Source organism: Halovivax ruber XH-70, from assembly GCF_000328525.1.
Taxonomy (GTDB): Archaea; Halobacteriota; Halobacteria; order Halobacteriales; family Natrialbaceae; genus Halovivax; species Halovivax ruber.
Map to the genome: position 1 here is coordinate 2,957,503 of NC_019964.1, position 13,751 is coordinate 2,971,253.

Here is a 13,751-nt window from a genome sequence, read left to right on the forward strand (position 1 = left end):
CTTTTGGGATAGCCACACAATATTACTGCAGAGTATGTGATCGCTAACCGACGAGAATATTCCCGTGGGTTCTCTAAATATAGCGCCTCTCCGCCGGATCCACGAGCGAGCAGGCGCGCGGGCAAACGTGACAGTCGCCGAATACTGTGCCCGTGGTGGTCCCGAATCGGAGGCACCGGAGCACGCGCGATACCTTCGGCTCCGAAGTCCACGGATCCGATCCACGCGCGGGCGTAGCAACGCCCACGACCGACGCGCGATGGGGACGCCCGCCGTTCGACCGTTCCGACCGCCGCGGCCACGTCGGCGCCGTCCCGACGGGTACCGGTATTGATCTATCCAAACAATATTATACCGTGCGTGCGTAGGAACACCTATATGAAAGCAGTCATCGCAACGGACCTCTCGGCCGCAAGCGAAGCCACGATCGAGAACGAAACCTGCCTCGAGTGTCTCGGGAACATCGGCATCGAAGAGATCCACCTCGTCACCGTCATCCCGTCGAACGTCCACGCGGGCATGCCCGGGATGGACTTCGAGAAGCGACGCCGACAGGCCCTCGACCGGTACAGCACCGTCATCGAGAACGCCGGGTTCGACGTCGAGACCCACGTCGTCCGCGGGACGCCCCACCGCCGCATCACGGGCATCGCCGAGACGATCGGTGCGAGCCTGACGGTCGTCGGGTCGCGCGGGAAGAGCCCGCTCGAGAACCGCGTCATCGGCTCGACCGCGCGCAACCTCGCGCGGACGACGGAGACGCCGCTGCTGGTCAACCGCGTCGAGCGCGAGGCCGACGAGCCCGACCTGCTCGAGTCGCACCTGTTCCAGCGGATGCTCTACGCCACTGACTTCTCCGAGAACGCCGAACACGCGTTCGAATTGTTCTCCGTTCTCAAGAACGCAACCGAGGAGGCCAGGCTGGTCCACGTACAGACCCCGAAGGATCCCGGCCTGCCGGAAGACGCGAACCCCGAGATGCGCCTCGACGAACTGGCGACCCAGCTCGAAGCGTGGGACATCGAGGTCGAGACCGAGGTTCGCGAGGGCGACCCGGCCGACGAGGTCATGGCCGCCGAAGCCGACTACGAGCCGTCGACCACCCTCGTCGGCTCGCGCGGACACAGCCGACTCCGCAGGCTGCTGCTCGGCAGCGTCTCCGAGGACATCGTCGCTCGCGCGAACGGAAACGTGCTCCTCGTGCCGCCGGGCGCGCACGTCTGAAGCGTCTCTCGTCCGTCTACTCCACGTCTCGTGTCGCCTGGCGCGGACGGCTGCGGCCTACCCGTTTCGAAGCTCGATGTCGCCGACCATCGTGGTCGGGTGGACCTCGCAGATGTAGGTCACCATCTCGCTACTGACCTCGAACTCGAGCCACTGGTCGTCGCCCGGTTCCGTGACGATCTCCGTCTGGAGGTCGTCGACGACCGCCTCGCTCTCGTCGTGGATTGCGATGTTGTGTTGGGCGCCGTCACCTTGCGTCCACCCGATCTCGTAGGTCTCGCCCTCGACGAGCGAGAGCGTCGGGTTCGTCGACCCCTCGATCGCACTCGGCGCGAGCCCTTCCCACCCGGCCGTGATGCCGTCGAGCTCGATCTGTGCGCCGGGTTCGAGTTCGGTCACGCTACTCGCACCGTTGCCGCCACCACCCGGTCCACCGCCATCGCCGCCACAACCTGCGAGAGACACCGCTGCAACCGCTGCCCCGGCTCGTAACACCGCTCGTCGAGTGAATCGAGCACTCATACCGAACAGACACCGAAACTGGTGATAAAGCGCTGGTGCCGTGCCGATGAGTCTCTCTCGATCGAGACCGACACCGACGACGGACAGTGGCGCGAATCGACCGATCGTATTTCCCGGTGGCCATCGTAAGCGTGAGATACCACCGTGATCGGACCGACGACCACGAAGGGGAGGCAACCGTGCTAGCCCTCGTCGACGCGTTCGTCGGCCTCACCGGCGAGAACCCCGTCGTGCAGGGACTCGCCGGCGGCCTCGTCATCGCCGCGTTGAACCTGTTCGGCGCGTCGCTCGTCTTCGTCTGGCGCGACCCATCCGAACGCGCGCTAGACGGCGCGCTGGGCTTCGCCGCGGGTGTGATGCTCGCCGCGGCGTTCACGAGCCTCATCATCCCTGGCATCGAGCAGTACTCCGGCGGTGACCCGATTCCGACCCTCGTCGGGGTCGCCCTCGGCGTCGCTTTCCTCGATCGAGCGGACATCCTCGTCCCCCACGCCCACTACCTCCTGACGGGCAGCAGGCGGCCCGACATCGGGGATCCGATCGCCGACGAGGGAACTGACCCCGGAGAACCGGCCGAATCGAGAGCGAGCGAAACCGCCGCAGAGCGCTCGGAGCGCCTCGCCCCCGTCGTGCTGTTCATCCTCGCCATCACGTTGCACAACATGCCCGAGGGGCTGGCCGTCGGCGTCGGCTTCGGCTCCGGCAACGTCGAGAACGCGGTCGCGCTCATGCTCGCGATCGGTATCCAGAACATTCCGGAGGGACTCGCCGTCTCCGTCGCCGCCATCAACGCGGGGCTGGACCGACGCATCTACGCCGTCTTCGCCGGGCTCCGATCCGGTGTCGTCGAGATTCCCCTCGCCGTGCTGGGCGCGCTCGCCGTGGCCACGGTCGAGCCGTTGCTCCCCTACGCGATGGGCTTTGCCGCAGGCGCGATGCTCTTCGTCATCTCCGACGAGATCATCCCCGAGACGCACACCCGCGGCCACGAGCGGATCGCTACCCTCGGCGTCATGGCCGGGGTGATCGTCATGCTGTACTTGGACGTGAGTCTTGGGTAACGACCGCGAGTGTCGCTACCGAGTCGGCCGCACTGGGCGCCGACCACCGAGAGAGAGAGAGAGAGAGACGTCGCCGGGCGACCGTCGGTTATTCCCAGTATTGTGGAAACTGAACAGGGATTAAACGACCGCGAGCACGACGTGTCGGTACGGACGGAATTCGCCGGCGACACCCCCGACTGGCGGTCGATCCGGCGACCGACCGGCACACGAACCCCACCATGACAACGACAGACTCCCTGACGACGTACGAACTGACCGGCGAGCGGTTGAGCCCGCGACGAATGCGAATCGACACCGGCGACGCGGAGTTCGTCGTCGGCGCCGACGTAAATCCCGTCGAGTACTTTCTGGGTGCCGTCCTCGGGTGTCTGAACTCCACGGGATCCGTGGTCGCCCGCGACATGGACGTCACGATCGACGAGCTGACGGTGCAGGTCGCAGGTGACGTCGACTACGCGACCTATCGCGGCGAGCCATCGGACGCGCGACCGGGACTTCAGGAGCTCGACGTGGAGATTTCCGTCGAGAGCGACGCCGACGAGGAGACCATAGACGCGTGGCTCGCCGCGGTCGAGAACCGCTGTCCAGTCACCGACAACGTCGAGAACGAGACGGCCGTCACGGTCAGCGTCGAGTCGGCCTGAGCCGGCGCGACGCTACCGCGTTTCACGCCCGACCGCCTTCGCCAGGGAGAGCAAGAAACCCACCCCGGCCTGTACTTCCGGATCCCGCATCGCTTTGACGAGCCCGATCACACCCACGGGTGCTGCCGGCTCCGCGCCCGCCTCGCCGACAGCCGCGAGCAGGGATTCGAGCGTTCGAGCCACGTCCTCGTCGGCCGCCGTGTCGGCGACCTCGCCCAGGCTGGTCCCGGTGGCCGCCAACTGGGTGACCATCTCGTCGTCCATCGCCTGCGAGCCCAGCGCGGCGACGTCCGCAAGCGCCGCCAGGTCGTCGAGCGTTCCCGACCGCTGGAGTCGAGCGAGCGTCTCGACGGCCTCGGCGAGGTCGTCGGCATTCTCACCGGTCGCCGCGCCGAGCCGATCGCGCTCGGTGGTGGCTGTGGCTTCCGCTGACGCCGCCGCGTCGGCGTCCGGGGTCGGTTCTACGTCGGTCGCGTCGTTGGAGTCGGTGGAATCGGCGTCGGTCGTGTGGTCTGAGTCAGTCATCACAGGAGCCCCCGTGCGGTGAGCCAGTAGGATTCGTTGTAGCCGAGCTTCGCCCAGTGCAGTGGGCGCGACGGCTCGCGAACGTACGGTTCCTCGCCGTAGGAGAACTCGATGAACGTCGCTTCGTCCATCCCGGCCTCGAGGAAGCAGACGGTCTTGCCGTCGTAGACGGCCGTCGGCGTCTCGCCGCGAGCGCGGGTGGCGAGACGGTCGGCGACGACGCCCGCCTCGTAGTGAGCGACGCTACCGGCCTTGCTCGTCGGCACGTCCGCGACGTCCCCGATCGCGGAGACGTCCTCGGCGTGTTCCGCTTCGAGCGTGTGCCGGTCGACGTCGACCCAGCCGTCGTCGCCGAGGCCGGCGTCGATCACGAGGTCGCTGCCCGCGTGGGGCGGAATGGCCACGAGCAGGTCGTAGTCCAGCTCGCTGCCCTCCATCGATTCGACAATCCCGGCGTCGGGGTCGACCGACTCGACGTTGAAGAACGTCTCCACGTCGACGTTACGCGCGTCGAACAGGTCGGTCGCCCACTCGGCGATCGACTCCAGCCCGTGCGCACGATTGATTGGGTACGTGTAGGTGAGGTCGACGTCCTCCCGGCGCCCGCGCTCGCGGAGCCAGTCGTCGACCATCAGCGTGAACTCGACGGGCGCGGCCGGGCACATGTGCGGCACGCCGGCGACGCTCAGCACGAGGTGGCCCTCGGTGAAGTCGGCGAGTTCGTCACGCAGCGTCTCGGCGCCGTCGGGCCCGTAGAAGTGGTGGCCACCCTCGGCGAGGCCGGGCACAGCATCGGGGTCGAGGGAGGCACCCGTCGCGAGCACGAGGTGGTCGTAACCGAGCCGCGAGCCGTCGGCGAACGTCAGCGCGTGGCCGTCCGTGTCGACGGCGGTCACCTCGGCGACGTCCAGCGCGACCCGCCGGTCGACGAGTTCGTCGATCGGTCGAGCGGCGTCGTCGACCGTCTTCTTCCCGAACGGAACGTACAGGAAGGTCGGCTTGTACACGTGCTCGGGATCGGCCGTGATCAGGCGAACCTCGACGTCGCCGGCCGCGAGTTCCGGCGCCAATTCGTCCGCGAGACGGTTCGCGAGCACCGTCCCGCCCGTCCCGCCGCCGACGATCGCGATGCGGTACATCTCAGGTCACCTCCAGATAGATGGTCCACTCGTCGTCGCCCTCGTCGATCTCGACGAGGTCGTGGCCGGCTTCGTCCAGCCACGCGGGGACGTCGGTCGTCGAGTTGCGTTCCGAGGTCCGGAGCGCGACCGTCGTCCCCGGATCGAGCGTCTTCACCCGGCCGATGAGGTCCATCAGCGGGCCAGGGCACGTCGCCCCGCGTGAATCGATCGTGACGTCGGCGTCAGATGGGTTCGTCATTGGAATCACCAGTATCCGTTCGACTGACTGCGGCCGAACACACGTTATACTACAGTATTGCACAATATAAACAACCACATGGACTCCAGCGCCGTCGGAACGGGCGACGGGTATATACGACCGGAGGCACCCGACGTCACGCGGCCGCAGCCGATCGATTCGACAGGGCTGACCCAGTCGACCGCGTCGAGTCGGTGGCCGTCAAGGCGATCGATGGGGTCGTTCAGACCCAGCGGGTCCGTCCAGTTAGGATCGAGTTGGCCAACGTGACCCGAGCCGGGCGCTCGAGCGATCCGACACGAGCCCGGGCACGGTTCGAACCGCCTCGCCTCACGGCCGGAGCCGCCAGGCGCGACCGATCACCCACGAGAGATTCCGAAAGCGGCGAGCACTCGAGAGAGAGAGAGAGAGAGAGAGAGAGAGAGAGAGAGAGAGAGCTACCGTCACCTCCTCGTGGGGCGATTCTGGCCAGTGCGTGTGCACATCGACCCAGGGGCAGCCGACACCCGTTATTGTACCCACACCACACAACCATTATGTCGATCGAGTCCGTACACGTCATCGATGAGCGAATCACTCGACGACGAACGTGCTCGTATTCGCGAGCAGAAGAAACGAGAACTCCAGGAGCGTCTCGAAAACGGCGCCAGTTTCGACGACACCGGGAGTGAGACGGCCGGGACGCCGACCGAACCGATCCACGTCGACGGCCCCGACCACCTCTCCGAGGTCGTCTCGACGAACGACGTCGTCCTCGTCGACTTCTACGCCGACTGGTGTGGCCCCTGCAAGATGCTGGAGCCGACGGTCGAGGCACTGGCCGCCGAGAGCGAGGCGGCCGTCGCAAAGGTCGACATCGACGCCCACCAGCGCATGGCCCAGCAACACGGCGTCCGTGGCGTCCCGACGCTCGTCCTCTACGCGAACGGCGAACCCGCCGAACGGACCAGCGGCGTCCAGGACCGCGCCACGCTCGAGCAGCTGATCGGGCAGTACACGTAATCGAATTCCCCGCCCGCCGGAGACGTACGTCCGACCGTCATCGACCACCCACGACCGACTGCGACACCACACCTTCACCAATGAGCCAGGACTGGAAACGAGCGATCGAGGCCCAGCGCGAGGAGAAATCGCAGTACTTCGGCGAGCATCCACACTCACCGATCCCGCCCGCCGAACGCGAGAGCTTCGACGGGCTCTCGTACTACGCGATCGACGCCGACTACCGGTTCGAGGTCCCGCTCGATCGGTACGACGACCCCGAACCCGTCATCGTCGGGACGAGCACGGACGGTGAACAGACCTACTACCGGTGGGGCGAGTTCACGGTCACGATCGACGGCGCGGACGTCGCCATCCAGGCGTACAAGGCGGATCCCGACGACGACCGACTCTGGGTGCCCTTCCGCGACGAGACCAACGGCGACGAAACCTACGGTGCCGGCCGGTACATCGACCTGGAGACCGACCATCACCGGACGACCGACGGCGAGTGGGTCCTCGACTTCGACGAAGCGTACAACCCGACCTGTGCGTACTCCGATCAGTACGAGTGTCCGCTCCCGCCGACGGAGAACTGGCTCGACGTCCCGATCGAGGCCGGCGAACGGGCGTACGAACCCGACTCGGGGCGGCCGTTCTGAGGAACCAGCTGGACACCCGTTTTGCAGGCCCTTACTCGTCGAGAAACGTCTCTTCGAATCGACGGACACTCTCGTCGGTGCCCGCGAGGACGAGCTCGTCGTCCGGTTCGAGAACGAACGACGCCGGATCGAACGACGTGATCGTCTCCCCGTCCCGAACGACGGCGAGGACGGTACAGCCGGTCTCGGCGCGCACGTCGGCGTCGACGACCGTCGATCCGGCGAGTCGTCCAGCGGGAAGTCTGACGAGGTCGATCCGCGTGTCGAACGTGAGGACCGTCTCGTCGTCGAGGACGGTCGAGGCCAGCATCCGGCCGCTGACGGTCGCCAGCGACTGCACGTAGTCCGCCCCCGCCCGGTAGAGCTTGGGTTCGCTCTCCGGGTCGTTCGCCCGCACGAGCACCTCGGCCTCGGGGTTCAGTTCCGCGACGATGAGCGTCGTGAAGATCGCCGTCGTGTCGTCGTTGACCGCGACGATGACGGCCGACGCGTCCGTGACGCCGGCCTCGCGAAAGACGTCGGGTTCCCGTGTATCGCCGACCACGTCGACCGCCGGGCCCGCTTCCCTGTCGATCACCGTCACGGCCGCTGCCGTCTCCTCGAGTTCAGAAGCGGCGGCTGCCCCGGCGTCGCCGTAGCCGGCGACGAGGACGCGACGGCCAGCGAGTGAACGGATGGTAGACGTCGCCTCCTCGCGCAACGCGGCGATCCGGTCCGGCGCCCCGGCGACCAGCAATCGGACGTCCTCGTCGAGTTCGACGGACGGCGGGATCGAGCTCTCGAAGCTCCCGCCGATCCACGCGCCGACGACGTCGACGGCGAAGCGGTCGTCGAGTTCGACCTCGCCGGCGCGGCGGTTACAGAGGTCACTGCCGGGATCGATCGAGAGTTCGATCAGTTCGAGGTCGTCTCCGAGTTCGACGCTATCCTCGACGACCGTCGTCACGCTGGTCGGCACGTGATGCGCGAGGCTCTCGCCGAGTAACTGGCGCGGTGAGAGGACGGCGTCCGCGCCGGCGATCCGATGGTAGTCGGTCACGCTGGCGTCCTCGACGAGGGTGACGACCTCGATGTCGGAAACGGCTTCCCGCGCAGTGAGGACGATACTGGCGCTCGTATCGTCCGGCGCGTCGGAAACGAGGGCCGCCGCTCGCTCGATGCCAGCGTCGCGCAGGACGTCGATCGACTCCGGATCCCCGTGGACGACCGTCCGTCCGGCGGCGTGTAAGTCGCGTGCACGGGCTTCGTCCGATTCGACGACGACGGCGTCGCGTCCGCGCGAATCGAGTTCGTCCAGGAACGCCTCGCCGCGCGAGGAGTACGTACAGAGGATCACGTGGTCGTCGGCGTCGGGCGCGGCCGTCGGGAGGCTCTCCTCGAGTGCGCGTTGCAACCACGGGACCGCGAAGACATCCACCGCCGTGAGGATGAGTCCGATTCCAGTCAGTTGCATGGTGATCACGAGGACGTTCATCTGTGGCGTGTCCCAGCCCGCGTCCTGGCCGTAGCCAGTGGTCGTGAACGACTGAAAGACTACCTCGAGTGCCTGATACCACGGACGTGGACGCCCCTCCCACGTCGCCATCCCGTATGCGTACAGGAGTGTGAAGAAGACCGTCGTCACGGCTACCAGCACGAGGTAGTAGGCGGTCCGACGGGATCGGAGCAGCGACATACGAACGAATGGGCACCCCACGGAGTTACCGATACCGGCTCTCCTGAGTACCCGTCTCGGAGCGAGCGGACCACGGTCGATCCGACGCGAACGGCGGCCGACGATCAGTGACTGTGGCCGAGCAGGGCGATCCCGTACATCACGCCGAGGCCGGCGACGAAGACGACGAAGTAGCCGAGTCGATTGCGAACCTCGGCCTCGGCGTTGATCTCCGGGATCAGGTCCGAGCTCGCGATGTAGATGAAGTTCCCCGCGGCGAACGTGAGGAGTGCGACCGGTGGTTCGCCGACGATGTCGGAAAGCGCGTAGCCGACGAGGCCGCCGACGACGACCGTGAGCGCGGTCGCGAAGTTGATGGCGAGCGCGCGCACCTTCTCGAACCCGCCGTAGACGAGGATGCCGAAGTCACCGATCTCCTGGGGGATCTCGTGTAGCGCGATGGCGAACGCGGTGACGAACCCGACTTCCACGTCGATGAGGAACGCGCCGGCGATGACGAGCCCGTCGATGAAGTTGTGCAGCGAGTCGGAGACCAACACGAGGTAGGTCACCGGTTCGTGTTCGTGGTCGGTGCCGTGGTGGTGGTGCCAGTGGATGAATTGCTCTAACACGTAGAAGAACGCGAACCCGACGACGAGCGCGACGAACAGGCCTCGCGTGTGGAGCGAGCCGTGCGAGCGGATCGCCCGCGGGAGCAGGTGGAAGAAGGCGCCCCCGAGCAGCGCGCCAGCGGCGAACGCGACGAGCCACAGGAGCAGGCGCTCGACGAGGTGGTCTGCCAGGAAGAGCGTGAAGACGCCGATCCAGGCGAACAGGCTGATAAGCAGCGTCGTGAGGAGTATCCAGCCGAGCGGACCCATATCGATACCGGGGCTTGCGAGCGGACCGCCATAGCTTCTGCGTGTTCGGTCGAGCCACGAAGCCGGGCGGTGGGCAGGGAGGTCGTCGCGATGGCGGACGGAACGACGGTCACGACCGTGGTCGAGCCAGACCGTGTCGCCGACGGCGTCCCCTACACGTATGTCACTCGCGGCCCAACCGTCTCGTATGTACGACCGAGTGCTCGTCCCCGTCGACGATCGCGAACCGTCGTCAGTCGCCCTCACGTACGCGATCGAGGTCGCGGCCGCACACGACGCGACGGCCCACCTGCTGTACGTCGCGGACACGAACAAGCCGAGTCAGGTACAGTATCAGGGCGCCGTTCTCGACATCCTCGAGCAGGAAGGCGAAGAGGTGCTCGCAGACGCCAGCGAGCGGGCGACGAATGCAGGGGTTACCGTCGACGACGAACTCGTGCAGGGCGATCCGCACCACGAGATCGTCGCCGCGTCCGAAGGCGCCGACCTCGTGGTGATGGGGACCCACGGCCGGAGCGGGATCGACGGCTACCTCCTGGGAAGCGTCACGGAACACGTCGTCAGAAAGACCGAGACGCCCGTGGTGACGGTTCGCGAGGAGGCGACGTGGACGTACCCCCACGAGCGGGTGCTCGTCCCGTTCGACGGCAGTCCCCACGCCCGCGACGCGCTCGAGCTGGCGACGACCGTCGCCGCGGACACCGGAGCGACGCTGCATCTGCTCGGCGTCGTCGACGAACCAACCTTCGGCGCCTTCGGCTCGTCGACGGGAGACGAAGACGCCCGTGAACTCCTCGACGCCGCAATGGCCGACATCGACGACGTCCCAGTCGAGACAGTCGTCGAAAGCGGCGCCGTTCTGGAGACGATTCGGGCGGTCGCGACGGACGCGGGGGCCGACCTGATCGTCATGGGCACCCACGGCCGCCAGGGCGTGAACGAGCGGCTCCTCGGCTCGACGACCGACCGCGTGCTCCGGAGTGCCCCGGTTCCCGTGCTGACGATCGGGTCCCAGACTGAGGACTGAGTCCGTCGAACGAGACGTCACCGCGCTCCCCGGCCCCCAGTTCGATCCTTCTCAATTCTACCCGAATTCATCGGCGATCCGAACGGTACACACAACCCTATCCCGCTCGGTGTCGTCTCGTTCAGCATGGCAGACACGAAGCGCGGTCGAGACAAGCAAGCGCAAGACGAGGAAGAACGCCAGCGCGAGCGGGCGCTCGAGCAGGAACTCGAACGCGGCGACGAGGCCGAGCCGGCGGCCGATAGCGAGCAGGGAGCAGTGGCCCTCGAAACCGCGGATCCGCCGACGTGTCACCGCCGAGACTGCAACGAGCCGGCGGCGTTTCGCGTGCTCGAGCGATACGAGGAGGAAACCGGCCACGGCACCGTCGCGGCGGTGGCGGCGCTGTGTCACGATCACACCGCCGAAGAAGGGCCGGCGAACCTCGACGACGCCACCCCCGACTACGTCTTTCGTATCGATCCGATCACGCCGCCGGACGCTGCGGACGGCGAGTGAGAAACCGTGCTGACTGCGAGTGGCCCTTCTGACGAGAAATGCGAGGGGTCGGACCGCGAGTGAGACCGCCGCTCGCGACGAGTGTGACGACAGCACCCACGCCGGGTCGGCCGGATCTGGTTTTCGACCGGACGGGCAACTCGTGAGCAGCCGAGCGGCACGTTGGCATAGCCGCGCGGATGCCGACACACCGAAATGTATCGACTCGAAACTCTCGAGAGATGACCGTCGGAGTCGTCGGCGCGGGGATGTCCGGACTGGCGCTCGTGCGAGCGGTAGCACAGCGCGGCGAGGAGGTAATCGCGTTCGAGGCCCGGGACGAGCCGGGGGGCGTCGTCCAGAGTCGCGAGGTTGACGGCCGGATCGTCGAGCTCGGCCCGCAACGGCTGCGCCTGACGCCGGGCCTCGAGTCGATGATCGACGACTACGACCTGCGCGAGAGCCTCCGGTACGGCGCCGACGACCAGCCGATCTACGTCTACCACGACGGCGACCTGAAGGTCGCGCCGCTGTCGGTCCGCGAGGCGATCACGACCGATCTCATCAGCCCGCTGGGCAAGCTCCGGATGCTACTCGAACCGCTGTTCGGCCCGCCCAAACCCGGCGAGACCGTCGACGAGTTCCTCGTCCGGAAGTTCGGGACGCAGGCGGCTCGGCGGTACGCCGGCCCGCTGTACAGCGGCCTCTACGGCACCGACCCGCGCGACATGCTGATGGAATACTCGCTCGGGCGCGTGCTCGAAAAACGCGGCGTCGAGCGCAGCATCCTCCTGAAAGTACTCGAATCGGTTCGATCCGACCGCGAGACGCCCCCGATCGTCTCCTTCGACGACGGGATCGGCGAACTCGTGGACGCTCTGTACGAGGCCCACGCCGATTCGATCCACCTGGGGACGCCGGTCGAGGCGATCCGGCCGGTCGACGACACGAACGGCTCCGACGCCGCCGGCTACGAACTCGAGACGGCCGACGGAATCGAGCGCGTCGACGATGTCGTCGTGACGACGCCGGCGCCGATCGCGGCCGAACTGCTCGAACCGGTCGACACCGACCTCGCTACGGCCCTCGATCGGTTCAACTACAACCCGATCGGGCTGGTCTTTCTCGACGCCGACTTCGGGGGCCGGGGCCTCGGCACGCTCGTCCCGCCGGACGCCGACGACGTCTCGATCAGCGGACTGACCTGGAACGCCAGCATCCTCGATCGCGACCGCCTCTACACCGCCTACCTCGATCCGCTGTCGTACCCGCCGCTGCTGGAGGCGACCGAGGGCGAGCTCGGCCAGGTCGCGGCGCGGGAGTTCGAGCGCATCACCGGCGCATCGGCGGAGCCGATCCACGTCCACCGCTGGGAACCGGGCATGCCCGCCTACGACCGCACCTGGACCGCGATGGACGACCTCGAACCCCCAGCAGGGATCCACCTCTGCGCCAGCTACGTGGGTCGACCCGGGATCCCCGGCCGGATCCGCAACGCCGAGGCGCTCGCCAAGCAACTCGTCGGCGGCACAAGCGAGTAACGGACCGGCCTCCGGGTCCGAAGTGGCTAAACCGCTCCGGCGGCAAGCGTCGAGCATGGAAACCGGGATCGTCCTGCTCAACTTCGGCGAACCGGCGACGCCCGACCGCGAGACCGTGCTCGAGTACCTGACGCGGATCTTCTTCGACAACGCGGATCTCGAGGCGGCCGACTCGGAGGAAGCAGCCAGGGAGCGCTCGCGTGAACTCGCGGAGCGACGCCTCCCGAGCATCATGGAGGAGTACGAGGAGATCGGCGGCTCGCCGCTCCAGGACCAGGCGGTCGCTCAGGCCGACGCGCTGGCCGAGCGCCTCGACTCGCGCGGCCACGACGTGACCGTCCGCCACGCGATGCAGTTCACCGAACCGCTGATCCCCGAGGTCGCGGCCGACCTCGCCGCCGACGGCGTCGACGAGATCGTCGCCCTCCCCATCTACCCGCTGTGTGGCCCCTCGACGACCGTCTCCTCGATCGACGCGCTCGAATCGGCGATCGACGAGCTCGACGGCTACGACCCCGAGTTCGCCTCGGTCACGGGCTGGCACCGCGTTCCGGCGTACAACCGCCTGCGAGCGGACGGCATCGCCGCGTACGCCGAGGAGACCGGTGTCGACCTGCACGATCCCGACACTGCATTCGTCTTCTCGGCTCACGGCACGCCGACGAAGTACCTGGAGGCGGGCAGCCGCTACGACGAGTACGTCGAGGAACACGCGGCCACGATGGCCCGCCTGCTCGACCTCGAGGACTACCACATCGGCTACCAGAACCACGCCAACCGCGGCATCGAGTGGACCGACCCCGAGACGGAGGACGTGGTCGAAGAGTTGGGCGACGAGGCCGACCGCGTCGTCGTCGAGCCGATGAGCTTCATGCACGAACAGTCCGAGACCCTCGCCGAACTCGACGTCGACCTCGCGGAAGACGCTGCCGACGTCGGCCTCGATCTCTACCGGGTGCCGGTCCCGCACGACGACCCGCGCTTCGCCGACCTGCTGGCCGACCTGCTCGAACCCTTCTGTGCTGGCTTCGACCCGGCGTACTACCAGCTCCGCCAGTGTGAGTGTCGAGCCGAGCCGGGAACCTACTGTCTGAACGCCGGTGTGCGGCCGGAAACGCGATAGTCACCAGTCCTATTTCCACCGAGCGGCCCATCGCTGCGCCGTCCAA

Annotated in this window: 15 protein-coding genes; 9 read left to right on the forward strand and 6 right to left on the reverse strand. The window is 67.1% G+C overall.

The genetic code is table 11. The annotated features are described in order from the left end of the window. Positions 1 to 378 precede the first annotated feature (378 nt). A complete protein-coding gene (locus HALRU_RS14220) occupies positions 379 to 1,224 on the forward strand; it encodes a universal stress protein (RefSeq protein ID WP_015302085.1) in 846 nt (281 codons plus the stop codon). A 57-nt stretch (positions 1,225 to 1,281) separates the two neighbouring features. Here the strand turns inward: HALRU_RS14220 and HALRU_RS14225 are convergent, their stop codons facing one another. Then, complete coding sequence (locus HALRU_RS14225) at positions 1,282 to 1,746, reverse strand: cupredoxin domain-containing protein (protein ID WP_015302086.1); 465 nt, start codon at positions 1,744 to 1,746, stop codon at positions 1,282 to 1,284. A 179-nt stretch (positions 1,747 to 1,925) separates the two neighbouring features. On the opposite strand from HALRU_RS14225, the gene HALRU_RS14230 reads away from it, so the two are divergent. Both HALRU_RS14230 and HALRU_RS14235 read left to right on the forward strand, forming a co-directional pair. Then, on the forward strand, positions 1,926 to 2,807 hold the full coding sequence (locus HALRU_RS14230; protein WP_148680713.1) for a ZIP family metal transporter: 882 nt from the start codon (positions 1,926 to 1,928) through the stop codon (positions 2,805 to 2,807). Between the two features lie 221 nt (positions 2,808 to 3,028). Continuing rightward, the gene (locus tag HALRU_RS14235) at positions 3,029 to 3,454 is read left to right on the forward strand and encodes an OsmC family protein (protein ID WP_015302088.1); all 426 of its coding nucleotides are present in this window, start codon (positions 3,029 to 3,031) and stop codon (positions 3,452 to 3,454) included. A 12-nt stretch (positions 3,455 to 3,466) separates the two neighbouring features. On the opposite strand, the gene HALRU_RS14240 is transcribed toward HALRU_RS14235, so the two are convergent. Genes HALRU_RS14240 through HALRU_RS14250 form a run of 3 tightly spaced genes read right to left on the reverse strand, consistent with a single transcriptional unit; the run spans position 3,467 to position 5,359 of the window. Continuing rightward, the gene (locus HALRU_RS14240) at positions 3,467 to 3,979 is read right to left on the reverse strand and encodes a DUF1641 domain-containing protein (protein ID WP_015302089.1); all 513 of its coding nucleotides are present in this window, start codon (positions 3,977 to 3,979) and stop codon (positions 3,467 to 3,469) included. Continuing rightward, on the reverse strand, positions 3,979 to 5,118 hold the full coding sequence (locus HALRU_RS14245; RefSeq protein WP_015302090.1) for an NAD(P)/FAD-dependent oxidoreductase: 1,140 nt from the start codon (positions 5,116 to 5,118) through the stop codon (positions 3,979 to 3,981). Before HALRU_RS14245 ends, HALRU_RS14240 begins: the two co-directional genes overlap by 1 nt. A 1-nt stretch (position 5,119) precedes the next feature. Beyond that, the gene (locus HALRU_RS14250; protein ID WP_015302091.1) at positions 5,120 to 5,359 is read right to left on the reverse strand and encodes a sulfurtransferase TusA family protein; all 240 of its coding nucleotides are present in this window, start codon (positions 5,357 to 5,359) and stop codon (positions 5,120 to 5,122) included. Positions 5,360 to 5,923: 564 nt separating this feature from the next. On the opposite strand from HALRU_RS14250, the gene trxA reads away from it, so the two are divergent. Both trxA and HALRU_RS14260 read left to right on the forward strand, forming a co-directional pair. Further along, positions 5,924 to 6,361, forward strand: a complete 438-nt coding sequence (gene trxA / locus HALRU_RS14255) for a thioredoxin (protein ID WP_015302092.1) — start codon at positions 5,924 to 5,926, stop codon at positions 6,359 to 6,361. An 80-nt stretch (positions 6,362 to 6,441) separates the two neighbouring features. Beyond that, on the forward strand, positions 6,442 to 7,002 hold the full coding sequence (locus HALRU_RS14260; RefSeq protein WP_015302093.1) for a DUF1684 domain-containing protein: 561 nt from the start codon (positions 6,442 to 6,444) through the stop codon (positions 7,000 to 7,002). A 31-nt stretch (positions 7,003 to 7,033) separates the two neighbouring features. Here the strand turns inward: HALRU_RS14260 and HALRU_RS14265 are convergent, their stop codons facing one another. After that, complete coding sequence (locus tag HALRU_RS14265; RefSeq protein WP_015302094.1) at positions 7,034 to 8,677, reverse strand: potassium channel family protein; 1,644 nt, start codon at positions 8,675 to 8,677, stop codon at positions 7,034 to 7,036. A 104-nt stretch (positions 8,678 to 8,781) separates the two neighbouring features. Then, positions 8,782 to 9,537, reverse strand: a complete 756-nt coding sequence (locus HALRU_RS14270) for a ZIP family metal transporter (RefSeq protein ID WP_015302095.1) — start codon at positions 9,535 to 9,537, stop codon at positions 8,782 to 8,784. A 187-nt stretch (positions 9,538 to 9,724) separates the two neighbouring features. On the opposite strand from HALRU_RS14270, the gene HALRU_RS14275 reads away from it, so the two are divergent. From HALRU_RS14275 to hemH, 4 genes are all read left to right on the forward strand, one after another. After that, positions 9,725 to 10,564 (forward strand): universal stress protein, encoded by an 840-nt coding sequence (locus HALRU_RS14275; RefSeq protein ID WP_015302096.1) that lies wholly within the window; start codon positions 9,725 to 9,727, stop codon positions 10,562 to 10,564. A 126-nt stretch (positions 10,565 to 10,690) separates the two neighbouring features. Next, positions 10,691 to 11,062, forward strand: a complete 372-nt coding sequence (locus HALRU_RS14280) for a hypothetical protein (RefSeq protein ID WP_015302097.1) — start codon at positions 10,691 to 10,693, stop codon at positions 11,060 to 11,062. Between the two features lie 221 nt (positions 11,063 to 11,283). Then, positions 11,284 to 12,582 (forward strand): protoporphyrinogen oxidase, encoded by a 1,299-nt coding sequence (hemG, locus tag HALRU_RS14285; protein WP_015302098.1) that lies wholly within the window; start codon positions 11,284 to 11,286, stop codon positions 12,580 to 12,582. A 55-nt stretch (positions 12,583 to 12,637) separates the two neighbouring features. After that, positions 12,638 to 13,705 (forward strand): ferrochelatase, encoded by a 1,068-nt coding sequence (hemH, locus tag HALRU_RS14290; protein WP_015302099.1) that lies wholly within the window; start codon positions 12,638 to 12,640, stop codon positions 13,703 to 13,705. Positions 13,706 to 13,751 lie beyond the last annotated feature (46 nt).

Bases quoted from the DNA above. Each gene is read 5' to 3' on its own strand.
- trxA (WP_015302092.1), top strand. From the start codon at position 5,924: ATGAGCGAATCACTCGACGACGAACGTGCTCGTATTCGCGAGCAGAAG.
- HALRU_RS14240 (WP_015302089.1), bottom strand. From the start codon at position 3,979: ATGACTGACTCAGACCACACGACCGACGCCGATTCCACCGACTCCAAC.
- hemH (WP_015302099.1), top strand. From the start codon at position 12,638: ATGGAAACCGGGATCGTCCTGCTCAACTTCGGCGAACCGGCGACGCCC.
- HALRU_RS14220 (WP_015302085.1), top strand. From the start codon at position 379: ATGAAAGCAGTCATCGCAACGGACCTCTCGGCCGCAAGCGAAGCCACG.
- HALRU_RS14250 (WP_015302091.1), bottom strand. From the start codon at position 5,359: ATGACGAACCCATCTGACGCCGACGTCACGATCGATTCACGCGGGGCG.
- HALRU_RS14260 (WP_015302093.1), top strand. From the start codon at position 6,442: ATGAGCCAGGACTGGAAACGAGCGATCGAGGCCCAGCGCGAGGAGAAA.
- hemG (WP_015302098.1), top strand. From the start codon at position 11,284: ATGACCGTCGGAGTCGTCGGCGCGGGGATGTCCGGACTGGCGCTCGTG.
- HALRU_RS14245 (WP_015302090.1), bottom strand. From the start codon at position 5,118: ATGTACCGCATCGCGATCGTCGGCGGCGGGACGGGCGGGACGGTGCTC.
- HALRU_RS14225 (WP_015302086.1), bottom strand. From the start codon at position 1,746: ATGAGTGCTCGATTCACTCGACGAGCGGTGTTACGAGCCGGGGCAGCG.
- HALRU_RS14270 (WP_015302095.1), bottom strand. From the start codon at position 9,537: ATGGGTCCGCTCGGCTGGATACTCCTCACGACGCTGCTTATCAGCCTG.
- HALRU_RS14275 (WP_015302096.1), top strand. From the start codon at position 9,725: ATGTACGACCGAGTGCTCGTCCCCGTCGACGATCGCGAACCGTCGTCA.
- HALRU_RS14265 (WP_015302094.1), bottom strand. From the start codon at position 8,677: ATGTCGCTGCTCCGATCCCGTCGGACCGCCTACTACCTCGTGCTGGTA.
- HALRU_RS14235 (WP_015302088.1), top strand. From the start codon at position 3,029: ATGACAACGACAGACTCCCTGACGACGTACGAACTGACCGGCGAGCGG.
- HALRU_RS14280 (WP_015302097.1), top strand. From the start codon at position 10,691: ATGGCAGACACGAAGCGCGGTCGAGACAAGCAAGCGCAAGACGAGGAA.